Origin of the sequence: Brachybacterium sp. GCM10030268 (assembly GCF_042666305.1) — a bacterium.
GTDB lineage: Bacteria > Actinomycetota > Actinomycetes > Actinomycetales > Dermabacteraceae > Brachybacterium.
In genome coordinates, this window is the sequence record NZ_JBHTCW010000005.1 from 1 (window position 1) to 26,730 (window position 26,730).

At 64.4% G+C, this 26,730-nt stretch carries 11 protein-coding genes; 5 read left to right on the forward strand and 6 right to left on the reverse strand.

Annotated features, from left to right (window positions below):
• Positions 1–755, forward strand: a 755-nt coding sequence (locus ACFQRD_RS09070) for a hypothetical protein (RefSeq protein ID WP_377803849.1), incomplete at its 5' end; no start/stop codon positions are given.
• 110 nt (positions 756–865) lie between these two features.
• Here the strand turns inward: ACFQRD_RS09070 and ACFQRD_RS09075 are convergent.
• The 3 genes from ACFQRD_RS09075 to ACFQRD_RS09085 all read right to left on the reverse strand — a co-directional run bounded on the left by ACFQRD_RS09075 (position 866) and on the right by ACFQRD_RS09085 (position 8,968).
• The gene (locus ACFQRD_RS09075; RefSeq protein ID WP_377803851.1) at positions 866–1,816 is read right to left on the reverse strand and encodes a restriction endonuclease; all 951 of its coding nucleotides are present in this window, start codon (positions 1,814–1,816) and stop codon (positions 866–868) included.
• Positions 1,816–7,407, reverse strand: coding sequence for a DUF3320 domain-containing protein (locus ACFQRD_RS09080; RefSeq protein ID WP_377803852.1), 5,592 nt, complete (start codon positions 7,405–7,407; stop codon positions 1,816–1,818). Before ACFQRD_RS09080 ends, ACFQRD_RS09075 begins: the two co-directional genes overlap by 1 nt.
• 277 nt (positions 7,408–7,684) lie before the next feature.
• Positions 7,685–8,968: an exonuclease domain-containing protein gene (locus tag ACFQRD_RS09085; RefSeq protein ID WP_377803854.1), complete on the reverse strand. Its 1,284-nt coding sequence runs from the start codon at positions 8,966–8,968 to the stop codon at positions 7,685–7,687.
• A gap of 234 nt (positions 8,969–9,202) precedes the next feature.
• Between ACFQRD_RS09085 and ACFQRD_RS09090 the strand changes: the two genes are divergently transcribed.
• From ACFQRD_RS09090 to ACFQRD_RS09100, 3 genes are all read left to right on the forward strand, one after another.
• The gene (locus ACFQRD_RS09090) at positions 9,203–14,095 is read left to right on the forward strand and encodes a DEAD/DEAH box helicase (protein WP_377803856.1); all 4,893 of its coding nucleotides are present in this window, start codon (positions 9,203–9,205) and stop codon (positions 14,093–14,095) included.
• 36 nt (positions 14,096–14,131) lie between these two features.
• Positions 14,132–16,468, forward strand: coding sequence for an AAA family ATPase (locus tag ACFQRD_RS09095; protein ID WP_377803858.1), 2,337 nt, complete (start codon positions 14,132–14,134; stop codon positions 16,466–16,468).
• A gap of 223 nt (positions 16,469–16,691) precedes the next feature.
• Positions 16,692–18,422 carry a helicase gene (locus ACFQRD_RS09100; protein WP_377803860.1) on the forward strand — a complete coding sequence of 577 codons (1,731 nt, stop codon included), beginning with the start codon at positions 16,692–16,694 and terminating at the stop codon, positions 18,420–18,422.
• Positions 18,423–18,511: 89 nt separating this feature from the next.
• Here the strand turns inward: ACFQRD_RS09100 and ACFQRD_RS09105 are convergent, their stop codons facing one another.
• Positions 18,512–20,581, reverse strand: coding sequence for a DUF262 domain-containing protein (locus tag ACFQRD_RS09105; protein WP_377803862.1), 2,070 nt, complete (start codon positions 20,579–20,581; stop codon positions 18,512–18,514).
• Positions 20,582–21,059: 478 nt separating this feature from the next.
• On the opposite strand from ACFQRD_RS09105, the gene ACFQRD_RS09110 reads away from it, so the two are divergent.
• A complete protein-coding gene (locus tag ACFQRD_RS09110; protein ID WP_377803864.1) occupies positions 21,060–24,407 on the forward strand; it encodes an exonuclease domain-containing protein in 3,348 nt (1,115 codons plus the stop codon).
• A 92-nt stretch (positions 24,408–24,499) separates the two neighbouring features.
• Here ACFQRD_RS09110 and ACFQRD_RS09115 read toward each other — a convergent pair whose 3' ends face one another.
• Both ACFQRD_RS09115 and ACFQRD_RS09120 read right to left on the reverse strand, forming a co-directional pair.
• A complete protein-coding gene (locus ACFQRD_RS09115; protein ID WP_377803866.1) occupies positions 24,500–25,495 on the reverse strand; it encodes a carbohydrate kinase in 996 nt (331 codons plus the stop codon).
• Positions 25,492–26,718 carry an ADP-dependent glucokinase/phosphofructokinase gene (locus ACFQRD_RS09120; protein WP_377803868.1) on the reverse strand — a complete coding sequence of 409 codons (1,227 nt, stop codon included), beginning with the start codon at positions 26,716–26,718 and terminating at the stop codon, positions 25,492–25,494. The genes ACFQRD_RS09115 and ACFQRD_RS09120 overlap by 4 nt, the downstream gene beginning before the upstream one ends.
• Between the last annotated feature and the right edge of the window lie 12 nt (positions 26,719–26,730).

Sequence of the window (26,730 nt, forward strand, 5' to 3'; positions counted from 1 at the left end):
TGTGGAAGGTTGACTCGAAGGATCACACGGTGACCGCGTCCACGTCCGAGACGATCACGGCAGCCACCGCGCTACACCACTATGCGGGACTCAACTGTGTGGCCACCGCGTTCATCGCGACGATGATCTGGGGATACGGGACCGCCGGCTACGGTCCGTATCGGACTGAGCGCGTGCTGAGGGAGGATCCCGACGCGCTGGACCATTTGCTTGACGTCGCCCGCATCTGCCACGACCCGAGCCAGGGAGGTCTCGCCGCTTTCCGATACATCACGACAAAGCGCGGAGGACAGTCTCGTTACCTCAAGTACCTCGGGCCTGCCTTCGGAACGAAGTTCCTGTACTTCCTCACCGCTGCGTCAGAAGCAGGAGAACCGACTCCGGTCATGGACGCGCTGGTCCGCCGCTGGTTCCGAGACAACACGGACTCCCGATTGGTCACCGCATGGTGGGACCCGGACAGCTACGCGCTTTACATCGATCGGCTCGACGAGTGGGGGCGTGAGCTCGGCGGGATCCGACGAGACGAGGTCGAGCTGCTCATCTTCACCGACGCGCGAGGCCAACTCGGAACGGCGTGGCCGGGCTCCGTACGACCGGATCCGGTGCCGCTCCCGGTGGAGCGGCTCCTGGACCTACTCGCCGAGGAGACGGAAGCGCTCGGCGATACGAAGGGGAATCGCGGCGCGGAACTCGTCGAGGAGCTCGGCGCGTGGTTCTCGACGAACTCAAAGCCGGGACCTGCCTCGACATGAATTTGCTTCGCTCCCGTTCCGCGATCCCCGTCCCGAAAGCGATTCCCTAACGGTGTGGCGCTGGCGTTCACGTCGCGAGACGCGCATGGCGCCCGCCCAGAGCCGTGACATCAACTATCCAAGGGAACAAGCCCCGACTGCAGCTCGAGACGTAGCTTCCAGAGTCGCCACGCATCCAGCGCCTCCCCGTCGACGAGATGGACGCTCAGCTCGTTCGACGCGAGCATTGCCCGTGCTCGAGGAAGCACCCCCGCCGGAGCGACGACGATCACCTCGACGATGTCATGTATGTGGAATGGAGCGGCAAGGAGACGCCGCAGACTGTCGTCACCGAGTAGTTCTCCGTCGTCCGATATGTGGCCCTGCACGGCGATCTTGGCGTGGCCTCGCCCGGCTATGACGTCAAGGCACCCCCGCTTCGAGTCGAAGCCGCTACGGAGCACCGCCCATCCATCTCGTCGCAGGGACTTCTCGACGATGGCTTGCAGTTCGTTCCGCGTCCACAATTGCGAGGCCGACCTGGCGCCATGGTTCGCCTCAAGGGGGCGAGCATGATCGGGCCGGGAACTATTCGATGCGGTACCGGCCGCCGTGGAACTACTCGAGGGCTCAGTCATCCCGAGCTCCTTCGCCTTCGGCGGAGGTGCAACAGGGCTTGGCGGTGTGAAGCTGGTGTCTGTCACCGAATAACGATCCGCCTCCTCTTCCATGCGCCGAAGACGATGAGCAATGAATTTGTGGGCCGGATCCCGCGGGTCCAGGACTTTGATCGTCTCACCACCGGTGTCCGAAGTGGGGGTCACAGCAGATGCGGTGATCGACGCAGCGCCGGATCCGGTTTCGGTCAGGGTGGCCCCCTGAGCCCTACTTTGCTCATCACGGGAAGATCTGGCCCGGCTTATCAGCCAAATGACGACCATGCCGCCGACCGCGACCATGACGGCGAGCACTGGCCGTTCTTGGACGAAACCGACGATCGCTAGCACGGCCCCCAGCACTGCGACGATGGCGAGCGTCGCGCAACAGCAGCACCCCGTTGCGTCGTCGTCTTGCGTGGCCATCATCCGACCCGCTTGGCAGCGGGAACAAGAACACCGTCATCTTCGGAGACGACGCCTTCTGCAACGGCAGTCTTTATTGCCTCTCGCAGCGCAGAAGCGATCTGTCCGCCCGTCCGCGACCATCCGAAGATTCGGCTCACCTGGCGCATCACTTCGTCCGGGTCGGCAAAACCGGCGTCTCGAACAACGAGCTGAACCGCCATTGCGAGCTCGAGAGGATGCACATGATCGACCATGCGGGCCGTGCCCTCTGAAGGTGCTCGCACATGATCGACAGTGAGCTCTCCTATGTACATGAAGTCACCGCTGTACGTAATGGCAGACGAGTCGATCGCGTCTTCGATGTTCTGTTTGATCCGACGTCCTATCTGCGCAATACCCCACCAGTCTCGAAGCCGTGCGTGGACAACCTTGACGTGCACGGGGCCCTCCGCGCCGACTAGGTGAACCAGAGCATCGCGGATCAGCGGAACGCTGTCCGGGCTGCCCGCATCTGCGCCCCAGGGGAGCGTGACGCGATCCGCCGGACGGTAGGGGCGAACCCATGTCGGGAGCTCATCCGGATCAACGATCTCCGTAACCACCTCGGGGTGTCCTGTACTCGTCGCGGTCTGACGCGAGGCACTCTCGCTCATACCCGAAGCCGCTGTTTCGATCGCCTTCTTCAGACGCGCTTCCTCCTGCTCACGGTGCCGGTACCAGGAGGTTCCCCAGATGCGATGCATAGTCCATCCCAGTCCAGTAAGGATCGAGTCCCGCAATCTGTCCCGATCACGAGCTGCGGGCGCGGAATGGTACTGGTAGCCGTCGCATTCGACTCCGAGGATGAATTTCCCCGGCAGCTCCGGGTGCCTGACTCCGATATCGATACGGTATCCGGCGGCTCCGACTTGGGGCTCGACCGTGTAACCCCACCTGCGGATCGTCGAGAGAACTGAATCTTCGAACGGGGACTCAGGGTCGAGGCCGGTGACGCTCGCCCGAATCGCTAGAGCAGAGACCCCCTCGTCTGCGTACTCCAGGTATCTGCGTAGGTATTCGACATTTTCGTTGGCTGAGATTGGGATCTGTGCGGGGTCCATCGACGCAATGACCTCGACGGCTTGCCGCGCTCGAGTGATGCCGACGTTGAGCCGCCTCCAGCCGCCCTGCTGATTCAGCACACCGAAGGTCGTGCCGATCTTGCCCGCCTCGTCCGGTCCGTACCCGATGGAGAAGATGATGATGTCACGCTCGTCACCCTGCACGCTCTCCAGCGAACGCACGAAGAAGCCGTCGAGCCGATCTCCTCCCTCGAAATACCCGGCGAGCTCCGGATACTCTCGGCGTTCCTCGAGCAGCGCTGCTTCGACGGCGTCCCTCTGAGCCACAGAGAACGTGACGACTCCAAGGCTCAGCTCTGGGCGCTTCGCGTAGTGCCACAGGACCCGGCGCGCTACAGCGCGCGCCTCTTCTGGATTCGCGGCACCGGCACCTCGTTGATACACGCCGTTGACCTTCCGGAAGCTCACTCCGATGCCATCTCCCTTCTCGAGCGCCGAAGGGAATGTGATGAGCTCACCGTCGTAGAACTCATAGTTGGAGAAGGCAATGAGGCTTTCGTGCTGCGATCTGTAATGCCACTTCAGGCCGAGCCCAGGGAACGCCCCGGACGCCTTCGCCAACTCGAGTACCGATTGATAATCCGAGACCCCCTCGGTCCCCTGTTCTTCCGCGCCCGTCTCGTCGTCCTCCTCGACGGTGCGCTCGAAGAAAGTCGTCGGTGGAAGCTGCTTGGCATCCCCTGCCAAGATGAGTGCGCGACCCCGATAGATGCTGTTGATGGCGTCAGCGGGCAGCACCTGAGATGCCTCATCGAAGATGACGACATCAAAGGTCAGATCGGAGGGTAGATACTGGGACACGGCGAGCGGCGACATCATGAACACCGGCTTGAGTGCTTGCACGGCACCGCGAGCTCGTCCGATCAGCTCCCGGGACGGCCTGTGCTTCCTCTTGCGGACTCCTTCTTGGCGCAGCAGACCGGTCTCGCCGATCCCTCTGTCAGCCGGCCGGCGGCAGTTGGCTGCGCGGATGATTCGTCCCGACGTGTAGTGGATGAGCTGGAGGTCCAGATCTCGATATGCGTCGACGATTGCGTCTCGTTCCACGGAGGAGAGAGGTCGCAGCCGATCGTCCGTCTCCAGAAGGTCCTCGATCCAGGACTGGAGAACTGTCTTCTCGAGGATGGGCTCGATGTCTTCCGGGGACACGCGCTGCTCTGCACAGAACTCGATGGCCGCTTCGAGACCGTACGCAACGAGTTGGTCGCGATATCGTTTGTGCGCAGACCATTCGTGCTGTCCGGACGGATCCTCCTTCCATGCTCGGATCATCTCGCGCCCGTCCTCGAGGGAGCCCAGCTCCGCACGGAGTTCGTCTCGGCGTTCCGCATCGAACCGCTCGATGAGCACGTCGCGAGCAGCGATCCATGCCTCGGCAGATTTCTCGAGGTCCGCGACGGTGCCGGCGCGGAAGAGGAGGGAGAGCGTCTGGTGGTCCAGCGGACCTTTTGCAAGGCCCCGGATGCACCGGGCATGTTCGAGCCCTGCTGCGATAGCTTCCGCGTCCCCGGCCAACGAACCGAACAGTTCGTGATTGCGCGGAGCAGCGGCCTCGATGGTTTGCGTGGCGGTTCGTGCGGCGCCTACTGCATCGAGGATCTCTTCGGCCTCGCGGAGAGAGTGCTCGCGTCCGGTGATCGCTGAGACTGAACTAATGCGTGCCGCAGCGGCGACCATTGCGTCGGACATGGAACCGAGTTGCTCCACGGAATGGTGGATCGGCGCGTCGAGCCAGGCGGGATCGGTCTCGGGCTCCTGGTCCGACTCGCAAGCACGACGCCAACGACTGAGAGTCTCCTGGGCAGTGCCGAGAAGTCGTTGCGTGGAGGTGTCTTCATGTGCACCACTGAGGTATTCCGCGGTCTGTGCCGGCACGTCGCCGTTCAATAGCGACACGGCGTCTTCCACAGTTGCCAGGGCGGCGCGGATCGCGGCGTAGTCCGTGGCCGGGCCGTTCCAGTGTCTGCCGAGCACGCCGGCGTGCTCGGCGACGAGCTGCTGCATGTACTGCTCGGCGTCGGCCCAGTCGATCGCTAACTGGATGTTATTGAGAGCATCTTTGAACGCGGATGGATCTCTCAGCGCACCTTGGAGTACTCGCTTGTCCGTCCTGTATTCCGCGGAGAATCGGGCTGCGAATCCAGTATGGACTACCTCGAAGCGTCGTTCGAGGTCTCGCAGGGGGAGCTGAAGGACGGCTGGCGTGAACCACTGCAGTGCCCGCGTAGAGACCTGCCGGATGTACTGATGCTGGCGTTCGAGTTCGTCAATGACATGCCTGACGCGGGACGTCTGTTCCGAATAGAACCAGCGTCTGTCGGGAAACGCTCCGCGGTGGCGCAGCTGGTTGACCTGGACAATTTTCTCAGCGTCGGAAAGTGTTCGCGGCACGGCCATTCCGAGGTTCCTCGCGGCTATGCGGAGTGCGTCATCGGCGTCAGAGAGCGACGCCGCCCGGGCCCCGAGGATCCCAGCTCTTCGCTCTAGTTCTGTTCCCCGCATCTCGTGCAGGGTGCTCGAGCTCGCTCCGGCCGGCATACGTGGCGACGAGGGTACAAGGTTCAGCGGAGGAAACTCCGCTTGTTCCACGTTCGTAAGCCGTGACAAGGTGGCTTCGGCGTTCCGGAGCGTTCGAGCGTCCTCAACCATCGAAGTCAGCGAACTCTCGTAGGCGTCGAGAGTCGGGGCCGCAAGCCACTGTTCGAGGAGACCGCGATCCGTGACGCCGTCACGGTGAGCGAGGACGACGGGGAGCTCCGCGTACTTTTCCTGCGCATCGAGTCTCAACCCGGCCAGAAGCTCCCGGTGTGGTGCCGCGGCTACCTCGGCGCGCTCCAGGTGGCGACGAGCCTCATCGAGCTCACGGTCGAGCGGCCTGTCGGTGGTGACTCCCCGCCAGATGAATGCGGCCCCTTCCACTGCGGGTCGCCATGATCTCGAGATATGTCGCGCCGCATCGAGCATCTCGGCGAACTGCTTCTCGGTGACGCCGTGCACGCTCGTTCGGGGGGCAGGCGCAAGCGGCTGGTCCTTCAGCTGTGCGAGGCGGCCTACTGCATCGTGGAACGATCGGTTCAAGGGCTGCCGCGCCTCATTGCTCGCCGTTGCATAGGCGTTGAGCGCCTGACGCTTCTCGACGAGAGTCGCTCGCGAGAGGTCATCGAGCTCTTTCGGTGGGACTGCTTTGTTATTGAGCGCGTGCGCGAGTTCCTCGGCCACGGCGCGACGGCTGGACTTCGAGGAATGAATGTCGAACAGGAACGAGTCGAGCCCTACCGTTCCGAGTCTGTTCCGCACCACGTCAAGTGCCGCGGCCTTCTCGGAGACGAAGAGCACCGTCTTTCCATCGTGGATCAACGTGGCGATCATGTTGGCGATCGTCTGTGACTTGCCGGTGCCCGGGGGACCATCCATGACGAAGCTTCTCCCGTCGCGTGCCGCCGCGATCGCAGCACGCTGCGACGAGTCCGCATCCAGGACGAGCGGAGTATCGACCTCCGGGGCAAGCTGATCCACATTCGAAGCGTCGACGCCGTCGAAGAGGAACTCGTCAGTCTGCACAGTCGGGTCCGTCGTGGCCAAGGCTCGCACGACCGGATGTGAGAGCACACGCTCTTCGTTCTCAAGAAGATCCCGGTACATCGCCTCCTTCGTGAACGTGAATTTTCCGATGTGCACGGACCTGTCGATCCGCCACTCGCCGAGGTCTCGGACACTATGAAGGGCAGATTCGACCGCGCTTACGACTTCATTGAACGAGGCCTCTTCGGGGTCGGGGAGGCCATCGAGATCGGCCCCGCGCTCCTCGAGGAGAAGCTTCAGGGCTGGGTTGATAACTTCGTCGTCATCGCCGTCGACCAGTCGAGGTGCGTCATAGGCGCTCTGCGCCTGCAGTGTGACCGGCACGAGCAGCAGCGGACTGGTAAGTTCGCTGCCGTCGCTGTTCTCCCAATGCAATAGCCCGAAGGCGAGGTGGAGAACGGAGACACCGCGGTCGAGATAAAGTTCCTCAGCGGTCTTCCTGAGGTTCCGCAAGATGCCCGGGACGCTCTCGTCCTTCGCAGGGGTGTGCAACAGAGCGCACCCTTCCGGCACTGCTGGTTCTGTGGAGGCGTCCGGGCTCCCGAGGTCGATTCCTTGCTCACAGTCGGGCGGCTCGTAGTCCTGGCTGGCCCTACCGCCTGAGCTCTCGCTGACGTCGGGCCGCCGGACGGAGTCACGGGCCGCATCTCGCTCGAGACCGTCCTCAGCCGACCGTTCTCGATCATGTGAGCAGGCCTCGATAACAGGCTCGGGCCTTTCTCCGTGAACCACGAACTCCGTGCCATCACGAAGCGACTCGAGAAGTTCGTCCGGCTTGGGAGAGTCAAAAGCGAGGACCTGCCGGCCGTTCGTACGGAACTTTACCAGGGCACTCGATCGACTGATGCCTACGAGGCTCTTCCGCCACTTCTCCAAAACGTCTCGGAATGCCTCTTCGGTCACCATCTGCTAGAACACCCTCCGATTCCCTGGGGCCGCGTCCCGGCGCAATCGACGGAGTGCGGTCATCAGCTGATGATCACAGGATACGAGTCGGATCGGACACTTGGTGCCCATCAGACAACAGCCAGGTCACGGTCCTGTTTCGAAGAGGGCGCAGATCTCGCTCTCGGTTATGGAACGAGCCGAGGCGAGCGCCGTCTGCACCCTCGCTGCACCTTCTTCCAATCACGGTCCAGCAGCATGGAGCAGTGCCCCCTCGCACGACCGTCTATCGGAATCCTCAGACGCCGACCATCCGCGCGAACGCATCCTCCGTGATGATCGGGATGCCATACGCGCGCGCCTTGGCAGACTTGCCCGATTGCGAGTTCGGGTCCGACGCAACGACGAGGCGAGTCTTCTTCGTGACCCCTCCGGGTACGTAGCCGAGTTCTCGAGCCAGTTCTTCCCACGACGAACGGTCCCGGCTCATTGCCCCCGTGAAGACGATTCGATCGCCGGGCTCAAGCACGATTCCGGCCGTCCCGAGACGCAGTGCTGCTGGGCTGCCGGCGTGTGACGGCGACGGCGCCGATGAAACTGACACCGTTGCCGCTGCGACCGGCGCTACTTCCGCGCTCTCCAGAGCGCGCGCTACGTCCTCGGCTTTCAAGCCCAGCACCGATGCGGCCCGCTCGAGATCGCGTCGTTCCTCTTCACTGAGGATGCCATCCCCCATGACCACTTCCGCCATCGCCTCGAGGTAGCGCCTGTGCAGGTCCAGCACCTGATTGCGGTCGAGCCCGAGAGCGCAGGCAACCTCCACCAGCTCGTCCTTCTCGTGCTCGGCGAGAACTCCGTCCAGCAGCGCACGCTCCAGTGTCTCCAGATAGGAGTCCACGCGAGCATCGGCGGCCTGTGGCATACGCGAGACGATGCGGTCCAGCCAACTGTCGGGACGGACCTCACGTGCCGCTTCCCGAAGAAGCATCGCTGGCGGGGCAGCTCGGCGCGGCGACGGCCACACGATGCGAGAGCATTGTTCGTGCTCTTCGTGCCACGGCAGGAGCCCGCTGCCGTCGAGCAGAGACAGGTAGTGGCCCAACAGACCTGCTGTAGCCCGAGCATCGCCCAGTGCCGAGTGCGCGTCGGCGAGGTCGATGCCGCTCGCGGCGCAGCAATCGGTGAGCTTGCGCGACGGCGCGTCCAAGAACACGCTCGACCAGTGCATCGTGCAGAGACCCGCCAGTGGCAGCTGCAACGGCGCGACTCCCGCGCGCAACAGTTCCGCCTCGAGGAACCGCAGATCGAATGGGGCATTGTGCGCAACGATCGTTCGTCCCCGCACGCTGTCCAGGAGAGATGGCGCGATGTCCTCGAAGCGCGGGGCCGAGACCACATCCGTTGCGGAGATTCCATGGACGTGCGAGTTGGCGATGTCTCGACCCGGATTCACAAGGGACGCCCATTCGCGCTCGACCTCCCCCGTCTCCGAGACTTCGACGACTCCGATCTCGAGGATGCGGTGGTGCTTGGCCGGGGAGAACCCGGTGGTCTCCAGATCGATGACTGCATAGCCGGGCATGGTGTGGCGCTCCGTTGACGTTCTCTCGTGGACGTCGGAATTCTTCCAGTGGCATCCGACGCACGAAGGCCGTCAATGTCTCGACGAGGTGACGATTTGTGTAGCACCTCAGCGCGCTCTGGACGGCGTATACACCCTGCCCATTCGCTTGGCCGAGCCTGCAGAGTTCCAGGCCCACCTGGCGCCGCCAGGATGCGCGGCCCACCACCTCCACAGATGCCCGATACTGGACGCATGACTGCGACAGAGGCGCCGATCTCCCCATTGAAGCTGCTGGACCGCCTGTACAACGAGGCATCGTCCCAGGTGGACAAGGGTGAGCGGTTCGAGCGATTCGTCCAGTCTTTCCTACAGACCGATCCCGTCTGGGCCGCTCAGTTCACCAAGGTGTGGATGTGGAACGACTGGCCGGAGCGCCCGGGACGGGACAACGGCATCGATCTGGTCGCCGAACGCCGCGACGGTGGCCTGACGGCGATCCAGTGCAAGTTCTACGACCCCATGCACCACATCTCCAAGGCCGACATCGACTCGTTCCTCGCCGAGTCGGGCCGGGAGGGCTTCACGGAGCGACTCATCGTCTCGACCTCGACGAAATGGGGACCCAACGCGGAGCAGGCCATCCACGAGCAGTCGATCCCGGTGCGGCGTCTCGGGCTGGATGACTTCGAATCCTCCCGCGTCGACTGGGCGCGGTTCGACCCAGCCACGCCTGCAGCTCTCGCTCTGGAGGGCACGTCGGACCTGCGCCCGTACCAGCGCACGGCCATCGATGAGGTCGTCGAGGGCTTCCGCACGCACGACCGCGGCAGGATGATCATGGCCTGCGGGACGGGCAAGACGTTCACGTCGCTGCGTCTCGCTGAGGAGCAGGTCGGCGAGGCGGGCAGCGTGCTGTTCCTGGTCCCGTCGATCGCGCTGCTGTCCCAGGCTCTGCGCGAGTGGTCCAACAATGCGTCATCGGGCATCACGGCGATGGCGGTGTGCTCGGATGCCAAGGCGTCCCGGGGCCGCGCGAAGTCAGAGGACTCCTCGGAAATCTCCGTCGTCGACCTCGCGCTCCCGGCCACCACGGATCCCCAGAAGCTTGCGGAGCGGATGCGCGCGTCCCGCGCCTCCGGGACCGGTATGCGCGTGGTCTTCGCGACGTACCAGTCGATCGAGGTGGTTGCCGAGGCACAACGCATCGCCGGCCTCGAGCCCTTTGACCTGATCGTCTGCGACGAGGCCCACCGCACCACGGGTGCCACTCTCGCCGGTACCTCGCAGTCCGCCTTCGTCAAGGTGCACGACGCCGACTATCTGAAAGCCAGCAAGCGGCTGTACATGACGGCCACGCCCCGCATCTATGACGATGCGTCGAAAGCGAAGGCCGGGCGCGCCCAAGCAGTGCTCGCCTCGATGGACGACGAGGATCTGTACGGGCCGGAGTTCTACCGCCTCGGCTTCGGGGACGCGGTGAACATGGGCATGCTCACCGACTACAAGGTCCTCATCCTCACCATGCCGCAGGATCGGGTCAGCACCGCGCTTCAGGATTCGCTCTCCACCGACGACGAGCTGACTCTGGATGATGCGAGCCGGCTCATCGGCTGCTGGAACGGCCTGGCCAAGCGTGGCGACGCCGAGCACGACTTCGGGCTTGATCCGGAGCCGATGCGCCGGGCGGTCGCTTTCGCACGGGACATCAAGTCCTCGAAACAGGTGGCCTCGCAGTTCACCGAGGTCGTGAGCAACTTCGTGGAGAACCACGACGGCCAGGACATGAGCAACCTGCTGCCCGTCGAGGTCCAGCACGTGGACGGCAGCATGAACGCCATGGAACGCAGCGCCAAGCTCGACTGGTTGCGAGAAGAGGCCGACGACGGCACCTGCCGTGTGCTGTGCAATGCACGGTGCCTCTCCGAGGGCGTCGACGTCCCCTCCTTGGACGCCGTGATGTTCCTGAACCCGCGAAAGTCCGTCGTCGACGTCGTGCAGTCGGTGGGTCGCGTGATGCGCCTGGCGCAGGGCAAGAAGTACGGCTACATCATCCTGCCCGTCGTGATCCCGGCAGGAGTCGAGCCCGAGCGGGCCCTGGACAACAACAAGAGCTTCGAGGTCGTCTGGGAAGTGCTGCAGGCTCTGCGCGCCCACGATGAGCGCTTCGACGCGATGGTCAACAAGGTCGAGCTCAACGCCAAGCGCGACGACAAGATCAACGTGATCGGGCCCGGCCCTTCGAGCCACGACGAGGAGGGCAAGAGTTCTGGAACCTCCGGGGCCGACGGGGCGGGCGCCGACGGCGCAGCCGGCGCCAGCGCCGTCCAAGGCCGTCTCGAACTCGAGCTGCAGCGCATGGAGGAGCTGCGCGACGCCATCTACGCGCGGATGGTCAAGAAGGTCGGCTCGAAGCGGTACTGGGATCAATGGGCGAAGGACATCGCCGCGATCGCCCAGTCCCACATCGCCCGGATCACCACCCTCGTCGAGGACGAGACCAGCGAGGCCGCGGCACACTTCGAAGGATTTCTCGACGCCCTACGGAAGAATCTCAACGAGTCGATCGACCAGCCGGCCGCGATCGAGATGCTCGCCCAGCACATGATCACCAAGCCGGTGTTCGACGCGCTGTTCGAGGGCTACGAGTTCACGGCCTCGAACCCTGTCTCGCGGGTGATGGACGGCATGGTCGGGGTGCTCACGTCCCTCAACGTGGACGCCGAGGCCCAGTCCCTCGACCGGTTCTATGAGTCGGTGCGCCTGCGGGCCGCAGGGATCGACAACGCCGAGGGCAAGCAGAAGATCATCACCGAGCTGTACGAGTCCTTCTTCAAGAACGCGTTCCCGAAGGCCGCCGACTCGATGGGCGTCGTCTATACCCCGATCGAGATCGTGGACTTCATCCTCCGCAGCGTCGATGACGTGCTGCGCAAGGAGTTCGGCCGTTCGATCAGCGACGAGGGCGTGCACGTGCTCGACCCGTTCACGGGAACGGGCACGTTCGTCGTGCGACTGCTGCAGTCGGGGCTCATCGACCCCGCGGACCTCGCACGCAAGTACGCCAGCGAGCTGCACGCCAACGAGATCCTGCTGCTGGCCTACTACATCGCCGCGATCAACATTGAGACGACGTTCCACGACCTCATGGCCGAGGCCGAAGGGGACTCGCTCGAACAGCAGGGCTACGAACCATTCAGCGGGATCGTGCTCACCGACACGTTCCAGCAGACCGAGGATGACAACCTCACCGACGAGATCGTCTTCCCCACGAACAACTCCCGGGCCGAAGCACAGAAGAAGCTCGATATCCGAGTGATCGTGGGGAACCCGCCGTACTCGGTCGGCCAGGCCTCCGGCAACGACGACAACGCGAACGTCAAGTACACCACCCTCGATGCGCGGATCCGGGACACCTTCGCCGAGCGCACCGACGCGACGAACAAGAACAGTCTCTACGACTCGTACATGCGAGCGATCCGCTGGGCGTCGGATCGCATCGGCGACGAAGGCGTGATCAGTTTCGTCACCAACGGCGGCTGGATCGAGGGGAACACGGCGGCCGGGGTGCGGAAGACGCTGGCCGAGGAGTTCTCGTCGATCTATGTGTTCAATCTGCGGGGCAACCAGCGCACCGCTGGGGAGACGAGCCGCAAGGAGGGCGGGAAGATCTTCGGTTCCGGGTCACGGAACACCGTGGCCATCTTCCTCCTCGTCCGCACCGCCGGCCACCAGGGCCCCGCCACGATCCACTACCGCGACATCGGCGACTACCTCACCACCCCGGAGAAGCTGCGCATAGTCGACGAGGCGATTATCGACACCGTGCCCTGGCGCCGGATCGAGCCGAACCGACACGGCGACTGGATCAACCAGCGCGACGAGGACTACCTGACGTACCCGATCCTCGGGGGCGGCGCCAAGGACGGCATCCGGGTGTTCCACGGCTACAGCGCCGGATTGCAGACCAACCGGGACGCGTGGGTCTACAACTCCTCGCGCGCCGCGCTGGACGCGAATCTCGCCCGGTTCATCGCGACGTACGACGCCGAACGCGTTCGCTTTGCCGAGCACGCCGCCGTGCAGAAACTCACGACACCCAAAGGGGCCGACACCGTCGGCGCCGTCACCACGGACGAGTCGCGAATCAAGTGGAACCGTTCGCTCCGAGATCGTCTCGCGAAGGGTCGGCCGCTCGCTCGCCAGGACGACCGGACAGCGCTGAGTCTCTACCGTCCGTTCCAGACACAGCATATCGACCACTCCGACGGCCTCGTCTACCTCCCCGCCGTCGCCCGGCGCTACTTCCCCACCCCGCAACATGAGAACTACGGCTTCTACTTGAATGGCATCGCAGCCGGCAATCCGTTCGCAGCGCTCGCCACGAAGTTCGTCCCCTGTCTGGACCTGTTCGGCAAGGGAGGCCAGTTCTTCGCTCGCTACACCTGGAGGCCCCTCGACGACGGCGAGCTCGATCTCGGCCTCGACGGCAACGTCATCGATGCCTACCGCCGCGTAGACAACGTATCCGATGACTTCCACTCCTTGCTCACTGCCCGCTACGGCTCCGAGGTCACCAAGGACGATGCGTTCTTCTTCGTGTACGGCCTCCTCCACTCCCCCGAGTACCGTGAGCGCTACGCCGGGGAGCTCAAGCAGATGCTCCCCCGCGTCCCGAACGTTCCCGCGGGAACGTTTTCGGCCTTCACTGACGCGGGCCGGGAACTGTTCCACCTGCACGCGGAGTACGAGGAAGCTGAGCTGTACCCGCTCGAGGTGGTCGGCGGCGAGCAGCCGCCGATGGGCGGCGAGGCGGAGTACTACCGCGTGCAGAAGATGCGCTTCCCCTCAGGCCAGAAGGTGCAGGACACCCCAGCCTCGATCATCGTAAACCGGCGGATCACGCTCACCGGCATTCCCGAGGAGGCGTACCGCTACCAGCTCGGCTCCCGCAGTGCGATCGAGTGGGTGATGCGGCAGTATCAAGTCACCACCGACAAGACCTCCGGCATCACGAACGATCCCAACCAATGGGGCCTCGAGCACGGCAATTTCCGCTATATCGTGGACCTCCTGCAGAAGATCGTCACAGTTTCCATCCGTACCGTCGAGATCACTAGGTCCATCGAGCGTCACAGCCTCTCGTGAAACCAACACTCGTGTCCCCTCACCTTCAAAGGCGAAATGATTACCGCATTCAGAACTCCTAAAGCTTTTCGCGGCCTTTCAAGCGACCCCTTCAGTTCTGGCACCACTAGATGCGAACTTGGGCAGCAAACATTCATCTACGGACGGAACGGGTCCGGCAAAACCTCGCTCGCTGAGATACTTCGCGGCTGGGTTAATGGCGCCTTGGAGGTCAATTACCTAGAAATCGATCAGATCGCCGGCGGGAGGCTCCAATCTAGCCGCGTAGGGAACGGTGATTGGCCGCACCAGGTACTTGTCTATAACCGGTACTACATATCTGAGAACCTGGCCCCTTTCCTAGATGGGACAGATGCCGCCAAAGGCTTAGTGTACTTGGGAAGCGAGACGGTTACCGCACGTCGAGCGATAGATTCGCTCGAGGTGCGAGTACGCACGATCAGTAGCCGCAGAAAGGCCGTAGCTGCAGCCCAGTCCGAAGCGAAGAGGAATGTTGAGGACATACTGCGCACCGTTCAGTCGAGAATTATATCAGATCTCGCTCCGGGGGATCCTCAGACATACTCGACGCAGGCGTTCCACATCGGTCACGTCCGCAGGTTGATAAAGTCGGCAGCGAACGTCTCAGGCGCAGACGCGCACGAGGACAATGTCAGACTGGCGCAAGAGTCCTCGTCGAGTGCGATTGAAGAAATTGAAGATCCGATACTTGACGCCGACCTTAGGCCAACCGAACTTTCCAGATCCGTGCTCTCCCCCATCCCCGAACAAACGGTGATCGAGGCCCTCGAAGGCGACGTTCGGACATCACAATGGGTCGAGAACGGAATGGCGCTACACGACGTCCATGACAAATGCAAGTTCTGCGACGACGGAAGCTTTTCTGAGTCCCGGTCAGCAGCACTTAGCGGCCACTACTCTGAAGACTTTTCAAGATCGCGGCAACTTGCGGGGCGTGCAGAATCGCGTCTTAAACGTTACATGAGTAAACTACAGGCTTCCGCAAACACTGTTGACGACCTAAAACGGGCGCCATGGTTGCTTCCGAATGCGGAATGGGGGCCTGTGGTCGACGAGCTTCTCGAACAGCACTATGCAGCACTTGAAGCAACGGATCGCGGAATCGGCAAGTTGGCATCAAAACAGGCGGATCCGCTGACACGGTTCGGCTGGACGGACTCAACTAACGACGTGGTGGTCAAATTTGATGATATGAATGCACTCATCGAGAAGCACAATACGGCCCACCGGTCCTTCCATGAAAGTAAGTCCGGTGCACAGGAACGCGTCCAATCGCATCATGTCGCCTCTCACGCAGCAGAGCTCGATGACTGCAGAGTGCGAGAGAATCGACTCGGGACCTACGATCATCTACTAGAGAGTGTTCAGGATCGACTTGAGACGACGATTGCGGATCTTCGGGCTTCCATGAACGACACGGCACACATGGCAAAGCAGATCGATCGGGACGTCAGATACGTGTTTGGACACCATAATCTCTCGGTATCTACCTCTCCGGATGGCAAGGGCTACGTCGTGTTGCGTGCTGGAACTCCAGCGACACATCTTAGCGAGGGCGAGCGCAATGCGATCGCTTATTCGTACTTCTTGACTTCACTTAATGCTGCGGGAGTCGAGCGTGACAACGCCCTCGTCGTCATCGACGACCCAGTAACAAGCATGGACAAGGATGCGCTATTTGCAGGCCACGCACTGACCCAAGAGCGTCTCTCCGGTTTTGCGCAATCGATAATCTTGACGCATGATTTCGATTACTTTCGGCTACTTCTCCGCGTGCCAACTCCGGACCGCATCCGTGCAGTTAGTGCGACACCTGGCGCGAAAGAAGACGAGAAGGACCTCATATTTCCGCGACAATCTTACCTCGAGATGGACCATTCCACAAGCGCATCAGCCGCGCATCTAGCGCGCTTGCCATTGGCGCAAAGGAGCGGATTGAGCGAGTACCACTATCTCTTCAGGCTTGTCGCAACAGTGGTTCTGCGGTCCCAGGATCGTGAAGACTTGCTTCTGTATGGAAATGCTGCCCGGCGTCTGCTCGAGAGCTTTGTCGCCTTCCGTGCGCCCGAACGCTCCGACTTTAAGCAGCGAGTCGATGTTGTCGCCGACACGTGTGGCAACGTCATTGAGCCACACGTCCGAACGAGAGTGGTCAAGTTTCTTCACGCGGGGTCCCACCGTGAAGATCCGGCGCCCGATAATTCGCTGGACTTTACAAACGTCCATGCCGAACTTTGCATCCTACTTGACTTCATGGCGATGGCCGACCCTGGCCACTTCTCGGGAATGTGTCGTGCCACGGAAGTCCCAGAGGACGCCCTTGTCGATTCGATCTCTCGCGGTGGTCGGTAGTGTATCTGCTGTTCGACAGCTCTTCCCGGTCTGTTCTTGCGATTTCAACCTGAACGTGTGCAGCGCGACTACGCCTCTCCCTTAAGAGGATGGTCGTCTGCTCTACCCTCAACAACCTTCGACGCGGAGCCCCACGGCGTGCCAGAAGTGACCCTCCCGACGTACGCCCCGGCCTATGGCGAGTCACCCCAGCACGCGACCCCGCTCCCGATACCCTCGCAAAGTGCCCACCTCTCGCCGATCCAGCACGCGCCGTCGCAGGTCCCCGCGCCGCAGAGGGTCGAGCACCTCGCAGCGCCCCCTGCCGTTCGTCGGCCCTGGCGAGCGGCTCTGGGTCCTCGACGTCCCCTACGGCGCCCAGGTCGACGATGCCGCCTGGCATCCCGCGGTGAAGATGCACCTCTACGTCGGCCGCGCACTCCCCGAGGATCTCGCGCCGTACGCTCCTGGCCCGCACACCCTCGGTCGCTTCCTCGAGAACACCCTTAACCTCGACGATCCCGCTCCCACTACCGAGCCAGCCGAGGACCTCGAACCTCGCCAGAACCAGTACGAGGCGGCCGACGCGATCGCGGAGCGCGCCGCGGCAGGTGGGCGGCAGTTCCTACTGGCCGATGAACCCGGCGTCGGCAAGACGATCTCCGCCGTGCTCGGAGCGACAGCCGTCGGCGATCTACGCGGCGCCGAGCGGGTGCTCGTCGTCGCCGACCGGCCCGCGGCGATCACGATCGGGCACTGGTGCCGCACCATCACAGCGCTGGGCGACGGCGGTCTGGAGTGGGTGGTGATCACGTGGGACCGGCTGGAGAAGGTCACGGACTACACGTGGGACGTGATCATCGCCGACGAGGCCCATGCGCTGCGTCGAACCACGACGAAGCGGTGGAAGCTCTGGGCACGGATCTCGGGGCACGGGAAGCCGCACGACAAGGCGCCGTTCGTCATCGCGACCACCGCGACTCCCGGTCACACGCCGCTCGAGCTGCCCTACCTGGCCCCGGCCTACGCGCAGGCGCACGGCGAGACCATGAAGGAGTGGACCTCGGCGTCCCAGCCCGGCGCCACGTTCGCCGCCGCGCTCGAACGCCATGGGGTCGGTGTGGAGCGGGGACGCTACGGCGCGACGTGGACCACCGACGCGGAGCGCCGCGCCGCGGATCTCACGCGGGTGCGCGGCTGGCTCGAGGATCAGCGGCCCCAAGCCATGCTGCACCGCGCGGCGCCGTGGGGCCCGGTGCCGATCTCCGGGATGCCGGTGACGCTCACCCCGGCGGAGCGGGAGGCCTACGAGGCCGAATGGGGCGAGTTCTGCCGCGAGATGGACATCGCCCGGCGCGGCCGCAACACCGCCAAGGGCCGGGCGGCACTGCTGCGCTTTAGGCAGAAGGCCGGACTGATCCGCGTCGACTCCACGGTCGCCTGGATCGCCCAGCAAGTCGAGGCCGGGCGCCAGGTGGCGTGCTCGGTCGAGTTCGTCGGCACCGCCGCCGAACCGATCACCGAACGGCTGCGCGATTCCGGCCTCGAGGTGGCCACGATCTACGGGCAGGGCCGGTTCGACGTCGAGGCCGAACGCCTCCGGTTCCAGACCGGGCAGGCTAAGGTCTGCGTCTTCACGACGGTCGCCTCGATCAGCCTGCACGCCGGCGAGACTCTCGACGGCGGACGCCAGGCGAGCACCGAGCCGCGGGTGGGCGTGTTCCACCAAGCCCGCTTCTCGGGCATCGCGGGCCGGCAGGTCACCGGCCGCACGCACCGCGACCAGCAGGTCTCCCCCTGGCACATCGCCTACGCCCAGGGCACCGTGGAGGAGCAGGTCAGCAAGGTGATGGTGGAGCGCATCGCCGCGGCCTCCGACACCGTGGGCGGAGATACGGACGGGCTTACTGACATTGCGCAGCTGCTCGAGGCCGATTGGCTGCCACCGACGAGCCTGACCGCAGAGGTCGAGTGATCGGGGAGAACATTGTTCTCCCCGACGGCGAGAGCTAGGCGATCCCTGTCGATAGCCGTCAGGTCACACCGTGTTCTGAAAGAGACCAATCACCCCTCTGCAAGCTCCAGCAGCTCTTCGGACTCTACCTTCTGCTCCGGGTCGGCGACATCACCGCGGAACCTGACGTCCTCTGCTTCGAGCACGTCGCGGGGGTCCCGGTCGTCGCCCGGGTGACTCCACCGAAATCCTTCGGCGATCCGTCCGTCGGAGGTGAGTACTCGATATGCGTTCGCGCAGTCACCACAACTGGATACGTGGTTCGCGATTGGCTGCGGGGCCGTCCCCACCGCGTCGGCGAGCGCGGCATAGGTGGTCCAGCGTCCTGCGGGCAGCGCTTCGAGGATGCGGTGCGTAGTGCGCCAGTCGAAGCCTCTACGGCTGTCGCGCAGCCGCCGGAGTACCCGGTCGATGGCGGAATCCCGCGCGGCTGGCAACTGCCACAACGCAATTGCCTGCGTGGCGAGTCGAGCCCCGCGCGCGATCATCTCTGCTTCGTTCCATGCCTCCAGCTTCCCGAGACCGGCGTTGAGACGCAGAGGGCTCTCTCGGAAGCCTCCGACCATGTCCCTCTTCTGTGCGAACGGCCGGTCCGAGTACTCGGAGTTGTAACCGGTCAGCGTGAGGTTGCCGAGCGTATGGAGATGCTGACGATGCACGCGGTGCCAGTCCTCGCCGAGGTCCTCGCGCCACTGAGCGGGGAGGTCCTCGTTCTGCGGCATGATGTGCTCGATGGTGTAATCGGCAACTGAGATCGGTTCCTTACGGCGATCGTTCTCAAGCTTCCGCAACAGGTAGGCGATGCGAGGGAAGTTGTAGAGATCCGCGGTACGAAGGGCCGCCTCGAACTCGTCGTCACGCGGGAAGCGCTGCGAGCTCGTCAACGTGAGGAAGCGGGCGGCGACGCTGGCGACGTAGTCCTCGGGATCGATCGTTGTGCCGAGCAGAGCGAACGTGCTCCGGAGCGTGTTCGTCGGGACGCGGCACACCGCTCGGCGGAGAAGGTACGCGGTGGTGAGGTCCACGATCGCGAGCACATCCTCCTCGGTGATCGTGTTGTTCGCGTAGTCCGAATAGACCTGCAGCAAGAAGGGGTACACCACCGTCGCCCGCAATTGGTCGAGATCGTGGAAGGCACGGGCCAGGCGGGGACGCTCTTCGGCACCCAGCGCGATGGCCGCGAACCATCCCGAGTGCCGGTACAAGTCCTCGACGAGCTCGCGGCGGGTGCCGCCAGTTGCCTCCCGTTCGAGGGCATACTCTTTGAATGCCTCGTAGATATCGCCCTTGCGCAGAGTGGCATCGCGGGTCTTGTACGTGAGGTAATGACGCACGTACTCGTCGAAGCGCCCCTCCTCAGCGGATGCGAAACGCTGCTCCATCGGGTGCCAGTAGCTCATGTAGAGCGTCGCCTGCTCGCGCGGTTGTACGTCCATTAAGACGAAGTTCCGAATCAGGTCCGCCTGCGAGAGCCTCTTGCCCGTCGAGTTCATCGTCTCGAAGACGAGCTGCGGATCATCCTTTCCGCGCGTCAGTCGCACGTCGACGACGACGAGCTTTCTCAGACCATTGCAGAGATCGACGATACTCAGGTCTGGATCGGCGAGCAATCTCCGGAAAAAGGCGATGTTGTCGAGCACGCGGGAGTGAGAGCCCTCAGGAGCAGGTGTGCCGCCGACAACCGACTGCATCGCTGGCTTGTCCGACTTCGAGAGGATGAGCTTGTAGTAGCGGTCGCCATCCTCGTCGTCGTTGGTGAGATAGCGGTTTCGGATCTTCTTCGGGGAGAACCCGTCGACCGGCTCCCGCTGCCCGTCAGGCAACCGGTCGAGGTGCTCGGCGAGGGCCGCGAGCAGCAGCATAACCGTGGTGACGCGCTGCTGGCCGTCGATGACGAGATCCGGCTCCGCAGACGTGCGAGTCCCTTCATCGCGCTCGACGTAAACGATCGAGCCCGTGAAGTGGTTGTCGAGCCGCGCGCTGCGGCCCGCATGGAGGATGTCTCTCCAGAGCCGCTCACATTCCGATTCGGTCCACGAGTACACCCTCTGGTAGATCGGGACCATGAACTGGGTTCCGGATCGGAGCAGAGTGAGAAGATTCGAGTCCTGTGCCTTCATAGCCTGATCATCTCAGACGGAACGGGCATTTCAGTTGTTCGATGCCGGCTACGTTCCCGGCGTACCGATCGGCCGATGCCGCCCTGCCAACCGATAAGGAGACCTTCCTGTTGGCACACGGGCGGTCCTCCGGCCGTGCCCGTGGCAGGACTGGAGTCGCCGCCCTTTGATCACGCCGCCATGGTCGCCGCCGCGACGCGGGTGCTGGCCGCCAAGAGTTGTGTGGGCGACGTACATGGACCGGGTCCGACTGTCCAAGCATGCGAACGGGCGGCCTAACGGGGTGGGGTTGGAAGTAGAAGACTTCAAGCCATCACCCCTACCTGTCAGCCCGCCATGGAATGATCGAATAGTCACTGACCACTGTCCAGAAAGGACTCTCGTGGGACTTTTCGATCGCCTCATCGGCCGCAGGAGGACGACGGAGTCTCCGGTTCCCTCGCACGCTTCGGAGCCACCGCGCGCCGCACGATTTGCAGTGATCGATGTCGAGACCACCGGACTCTCCCCCGCCGACGAGCGGATCATCGAACTCGCGATCATCCGTGCCGACGTGCACGGACGACCCATTGACCAGTGGGTGGCGCGGTTCCGTCCCGAGAAGCCGGTCGGAGCGACCCATGTCCACGGGATCACCGACGAAGACGTCGCGCACGCTCCGCGTTTCGCTGAACATGCGCAGTTCATCGGCACTGCGCTGCAGGGCATGGTCGTCGTCGCACACAATGCCGAATTCGACGCGAGCTTCCTGCGGGCGGAGTTCGCCCGGGCATCGATGCCCATACCGGCCTTCACGCCGTACTGCACGCTGCAGGGCAGCTCGCTCTATCTTCCCCACCTTCAGCGGCGCAAGCTCAGCGATTGCTGCGCAGCGCTGGGCGTCACGATCCAGAAGGCGCACTCGGCACTCGGTGATGCTTTGGCCACGGCTGATCTTCTGCAGCGGTATCTTGCCCTGGACGCTCAGACCGGCTATGACGCGCCCCTCACAGCCACGCGGGCGTTGCGTGCACGCGAGATCGCAAACAGGGGCGAACCCTCTGCACCTGTGGCGCCTCCCATCGCCTCCGTTCCGCCTCCCGCCCCGCGCGAGGCATCGGCTCCGACGGGTGCTCTGGCCCCCTCGACTTCGTCGTCCGCCTTGTCACCGCGGCCGGCACCCCGCTCGCCCGCGGCTCCTGCACCAGATCGTCTCGCGCGGACCTCGGACGCCCCGGCCGCGCCCGAACCATTGCCTCTCGATCCTGCCCGGCCCACCGGTGCGGCTTCTGTCGCTGACGATCCCGAGCCGGTAGGCGGCACAGTCTCCCCGGCCGTCGTTCGCGCCTGGGCGAGAGAGAACGGAATTCCCGTCGGCGACCGGGGACGGCTCAGCGCCGAGATCGTAAACCAGTACAAAGCCTCCACCGGCCGGTCGGAAACGCCGACCCCGACGGTCGCGCCGATGCCGGCGCCCGCCCCCGAATCGCCGACGACGACCGCGCCGCAACCAGCCCCGCGCCCCGCCGTCGTGAAACGCTCGGCCACCAGACTCACCATCACTCCGGAGTTTCAAGCCGCGCTGGATCATCTCCATGCCGGGCACCACCTGTTCCTCACCGGCAAGGCGGGTACGGGCAAGTCGACTCTCATCCGGCACTACCTGGAGGCCACCGAGCGACGCACCATCACGGTTGCGCCCACCGGCATCGCGGCGCTCAACGTTGACGGGTACACGATCCACCGCCTCTTCTCGTTCCCCAAAGGCGTCACCGAGGAAACGGTGCGGGGGCCGGGTTACTACCCCGGACGCTTCGCGAAAGCCCTCAAAGAGCTCGACACATTGATCGTGGACGAGGCTTCGATGGTGCGGGCCGACCTGTTCGACGCGCTCACCGCCGCGCTCGAGCGGTTCGGCCCGAGGCCAGGCACACCGTTCGGGGGCGTGCAGCTGGTGCTGGTCGGTGATCTGTACCAGCTGCCGCCCGTGGTCACCGACGGCGAGGCGGCATGGATCGAGGAGCGCTTCGGCACGCCGTTCTTCTTCTCAGCTCGGTCGTTCGAGCCCAGCACGTTCCCTGTCGTGGAGCTGGGAACGGTGTTCCGGCAGCTCGGAGACAACCGCTTGGTGGATCTGCTGAATGCGGTGCGCGAGGGAGCGCTGCTCGAGGAGGCACGCGCCGAGCTGAACCAGCGGACCGCCCCGGATTTCGAGCCCGACCTCGACGAGTTCTGGTTGACTTTGGCGACCACCAACCGGATCGTCGGAGCCCGCAACCGCCAGATGCTCGAGCGGCTCCCGGACCCAGCTCAGGTCTTCGCCGCCCAGGTCTCCGGCGAGACCGACGGGATCGAACACCCCACCGATGACTCCCTGTCGATCGCCGTCGGTGCGCAGATCATGATGCTCACGAACCACCCCACTAACCGCTGGGTCAACGGCACTCTCGGCAGGATCACCGCGATCGAGACGGACGAGGACGGCCCGCTGGTCACGGTCCTCCTGCGCGACGGGCGGAGCGAACAGGTGCGCCGGCACACCTGGGACATCACCCGTCCCAGCGTTCGCGGCGGATCACTCGTCCACGAAGTGATCGGTACCTTCACACAGCTGCCGATGAAGCTCGCCTGGGCAATCACCATCCACAAGTCCCAGGGGCAGACGCTGGACCGGGTGGTCGTGGACCTTACCGGCGGCACCTTCGCCAACGGCCAGCTGTACGTGGCCCTGTCGCGCTGCACGAGCCTGGAGGGACTGGTGCTGAAGCGCGAGGTCCTCCCCCGGGACCTCAAGGCCGACGTGCGGGTACGGCGTTATCTCGCCACCGGAGCAGCTTCGACGGCCACGCTCGGTGAGGCATACCTGGCGGTGCTCACGGTGGGCAACGAAGGAGGACGGTGGCGTCCGCGCCCAATCGAGATCGCCGTGGTGACCGACGACGGCGACGAGGCCACCACCGTCATCAACCCCACCAGCGATCTCTACTCGGCACACGCCGACTACGGCCTCACCACTCGGGACGTGCAGCTCGCGCCCCTGCTCAAAGAGGCCTGGCCTGCGCTGAGCTCAGTCTTGGCCGGCCGCGTGCCCGTCGGGCTGGACATCGATCGTCAACTCGCCCAGATCGACTTCGAGCTCAAGCGCAACGGGATCGTCGAGCCGATGCCACTGGGCCTCGACCTACCGACGACCATGCTGAGCTCCGACGAGCTCGCACGTCTGCAGGCGCCGACGGCCCTGGAGCGGGCGCGAGCGGTCCGCGGCGCCGCCCAGCGCGTGCGCGGCACGGGGACCGAGTTGCCCGGCACCGGAACCGCGTTCCGTCAGCTCACCCACGGACACGGCTACCTGCTCGCCCGCACCACCGGGCCGTATGGGTCCACCGACCCGGCGAGCTTCGTGGTGGGTGGGAATCTCACGGCCGAGGACGACGCCGCCGATGTCCTCGCCGGGCTCCTGCGCGAAGCGTGGGACCGGGTGCTGCATTGCGATCAGGAGGTCACAGAACGCATGAGGCAGGTGGACCTGCATTTCGGTGTGAACGTTCTGCCTGCGGACCAGGACGTCGCCGGTCCCGTGGATGTGACCGCGCTGCTAGTGCCGGGGACACGACTGTGCTTCAGCGGGACGGTCGAGTCCCTTGTCCACGGACGGGTTGAGAAAGAGGAACTCCACGACCTGGCCGAGGGCTGGGGATTGGTGCCGGTTCCGACGGTGACCAAGACCAAGACCGACGTGCTCGTCGTCGCCGAGGCCGGTTCACAGTCCTCGAAGACTAAGAACGCCGCGAAGTGGGGCAAGCCAGTGATCGTCGCCGAGGATTTCTTGGGGTGGGCGCGGAGGTGAGGCGGTATCTCTCTGTTACGCCAGAGAGAGAACAGCGACAGAGACGAATTTCAATTCACAGCGCGCTGTGGCTCCTCGAACCGTCGCGCTCCTCAGCTCGTCGGCGCAGGCGGCCGCGCCACAACCACCTCGACGTTTTCATCGACGTCCACCTGCGCCTCGCCCCATGCGTAGGGCACTACGAACGTCGATCCCGGCTGCACCCGAAGCACTTCACCAGCCTCGTTCTCGAGCTGTGCGGGCCCTTTGACCCCGATCACCACCGCGAAGCCGGCCTCGAGCCGATCACCCGCCCGCAAGCGATCTGCGCGGAACGGCGCATCACTTCCGGCGAGCAGATCGCCGCGCGTCCCGCGCCCCGCGCAGACGAACCCCTCCACCACCTCGCGCTGTACTCCTGCCACGACGGCGCCCGCCGCCGTCGCGTCGTCGAGTCCCAGATGTCCACCGGCGCCGCCCGGCAAGGGGAAGTCCTTCCACTCAAGAAAGATCGAGAGATCCGCGGGCTCCTGTACCTCGACCATGAACGAACCACCGCCTATGGCGTGCGGAATGCCGGGCGGGCAGTACACGACGTCTCCGGCCTCGACGGAGAGCCTGTGCATCAGCTTCAGCACCGGGGCGGTCTCCCCTGCTGCGAGCAGCGGGAGAACCTGCTCGCGTGTCACCTCGGGGAGGAACCCGATGTGTGCCTCGCCATCGGTGAGGTAGATCCACGCTTCGGCCTTCCCGTGCGGGTGGCCGAGATGCTCGGCGGCGAACTCACGGCTGGGATGGATGTGAACCGGTAGACGCTCCCCCGCATCGAGAAGCTTCGTGAGCACTTCGGTGCTGGAACCGAATGCCGCCACGTGCGCGCTCCCGAGCCACGCCGTCGGGTCGGCGTGAATGGCGTCCCGCAGGAGTGCACCGTCGGGAAGCCTCGAGAGCCCCAGTCCTGGCTCTCCGGCGACCTCGGTGGTCGATCCCACCCAGTCCTCTGGTTCGAACTCTCCCTGGACCGGCACGTCGCGGAACGCGGCGATGCGCGCGCCGCCGCGATAGAAGCGGCCGCGAGGCTGGTTGCGGTCGAGGCGTACGGGTCTCATGTGGTCTCCAGTGTCGATCGGGTTTCGAGCATGGCGCCGGTCTCGACGACGCCGGCGATAAACCCGCCGAGGAAGGTGTCGCCGAGACCGATGGTGGTCGGTGCTCCCGTGCGCAACTCGCGCGCCGGCTGCACTGTGACGGGAGCGGCTATCCGCGCCGGCAGTTTCTCGGCGACGGCTTCGCCCACGCGGCTGGTTGGGTGCTCGCCCGCAGTATCGAGGGATTCGGCGCGCGCGGCGTCGCCTTCGAGGTATCGCGCACCGGCCGCGAGGATTCCGCACTCTAGCGCTCCGCCGAGCTCACGCGCATGCGTGCCGGCGGCGAGTGCCCAGTATTTCGAGTGCACCATGACGGTGCCGCCAGGCAAGTTCGCCAGGATCGTCTCGAGTGCCGAGGCGATCTGGCTCGGATCGGTGACGTCCACGGGCCGGCCGGTGAAGGAAGCGAGCTCGTCCTCGTTCATCCCCACCACGGAGGCCCTCGGCGTGATCTCGGCCCATACCCGGCGGCGGAAGGCAGGCACGTGGTAGTCGGCGTCTTCGTACATGACCCGCAATCCGACAGGGGCCTGCTCGAGGATCCCGCGCAGCGCGCGCAGCCGGTCCTCGAGGATCTGCTCGTTCCGTATCGAGTTCAGCCCGGAGATGACGAACACTCCCCCAGGCCGCAGCCAGTCCGCCAGCCCGTCATGCAGCGGCGTGAGTTCGCTGACGGGGTCGTTGACCAGGATCACGCGGTTGGCGTGGGAGGTATGGATGCTCCCTCCCATGAGTCGCACCCGCATGTGCTGGGGATACTGGACGATCAGGTGGGGAACGTAGTTCGCCCGCGGCGTCCCAGGCAGGACCGCGGAGCCCTCGGCGAGCTGACTCTCGAACGTCTCGTCCCGGCCGGGCACGTGCAGCACGTTCGGATGCCCCAGCAGAGCCAGGGTCCGCCCGGCGCGGACATTCGTCCCGCCGACGGTCATCACGTGCTCGAAACGGTCCTGGACAGCGAGGAGGGCCTCGATGCCGGAGACGTAGCGCTCTCCGCCGATGCCCTCATGCATGAAGGCGAGCACGCTGATGAGCAGGTCCCGCTCCGTAGCGATCTCGGCCGGCTGCCGGACCTCCGAGAGCGATACGGCATGGTCGTCGGCCATGGCCTGAAGTCTGTTCTCGTCCAGGACCAGTTCGCTGTCCAGGCAACCGCCCAGACCCAGCACGATCGACGTGGTCATCAGCGTGCTCCC

What these genes read in the sequence shown, in the direction of transcription:
- ACFQRD_RS09075 (WP_377803851.1), bottom strand. Translation starts at nt 1,816, where the DNA reads ATGGCCACGCAAGACGACGACGCAACGGGGTGCTGCTGTTGCGCGACG.
- ACFQRD_RS09080 (WP_377803852.1), bottom strand. Translation starts at nt 7,407, where the DNA reads ATGGTGACCGAAGAGGCATTCCGAGACGTTTTGGAGAAGTGGCGGAAG.
- ACFQRD_RS09085 (WP_377803854.1), bottom strand. Translation starts at nt 8,968, where the DNA reads ATGCCCGGCTATGCAGTCATCGATCTGGAGACCACCGGGTTCTCCCCG.
- ACFQRD_RS09090 (WP_377803856.1), top strand. Translation starts at nt 9,203, where the DNA reads ATGACTGCGACAGAGGCGCCGATCTCCCCATTGAAGCTGCTGGACCGC.
- ACFQRD_RS09095 (WP_377803858.1), top strand. Translation starts at nt 14,132, where the DNA reads ATGATTACCGCATTCAGAACTCCTAAAGCTTTTCGCGGCCTTTCAAGC.
- ACFQRD_RS09105 (WP_377803862.1), bottom strand. Translation starts at nt 20,581, where the DNA reads ATGAAGGCACAGGACTCGAATCTTCTCACTCTGCTCCGATCCGGAACC.
- ACFQRD_RS09115 (WP_377803866.1), bottom strand. Translation starts at nt 25,495, where the DNA reads ATGAGACCCGTACGCCTCGACCGCAACCAGCCTCGCGGCCGCTTCTAT.
- ACFQRD_RS09120 (WP_377803868.1), bottom strand. Translation starts at nt 26,718, where the DNA reads ATGACCACGTCGATCGTGCTGGGTCTGGGCGGTTGCCTGGACAGCGAA.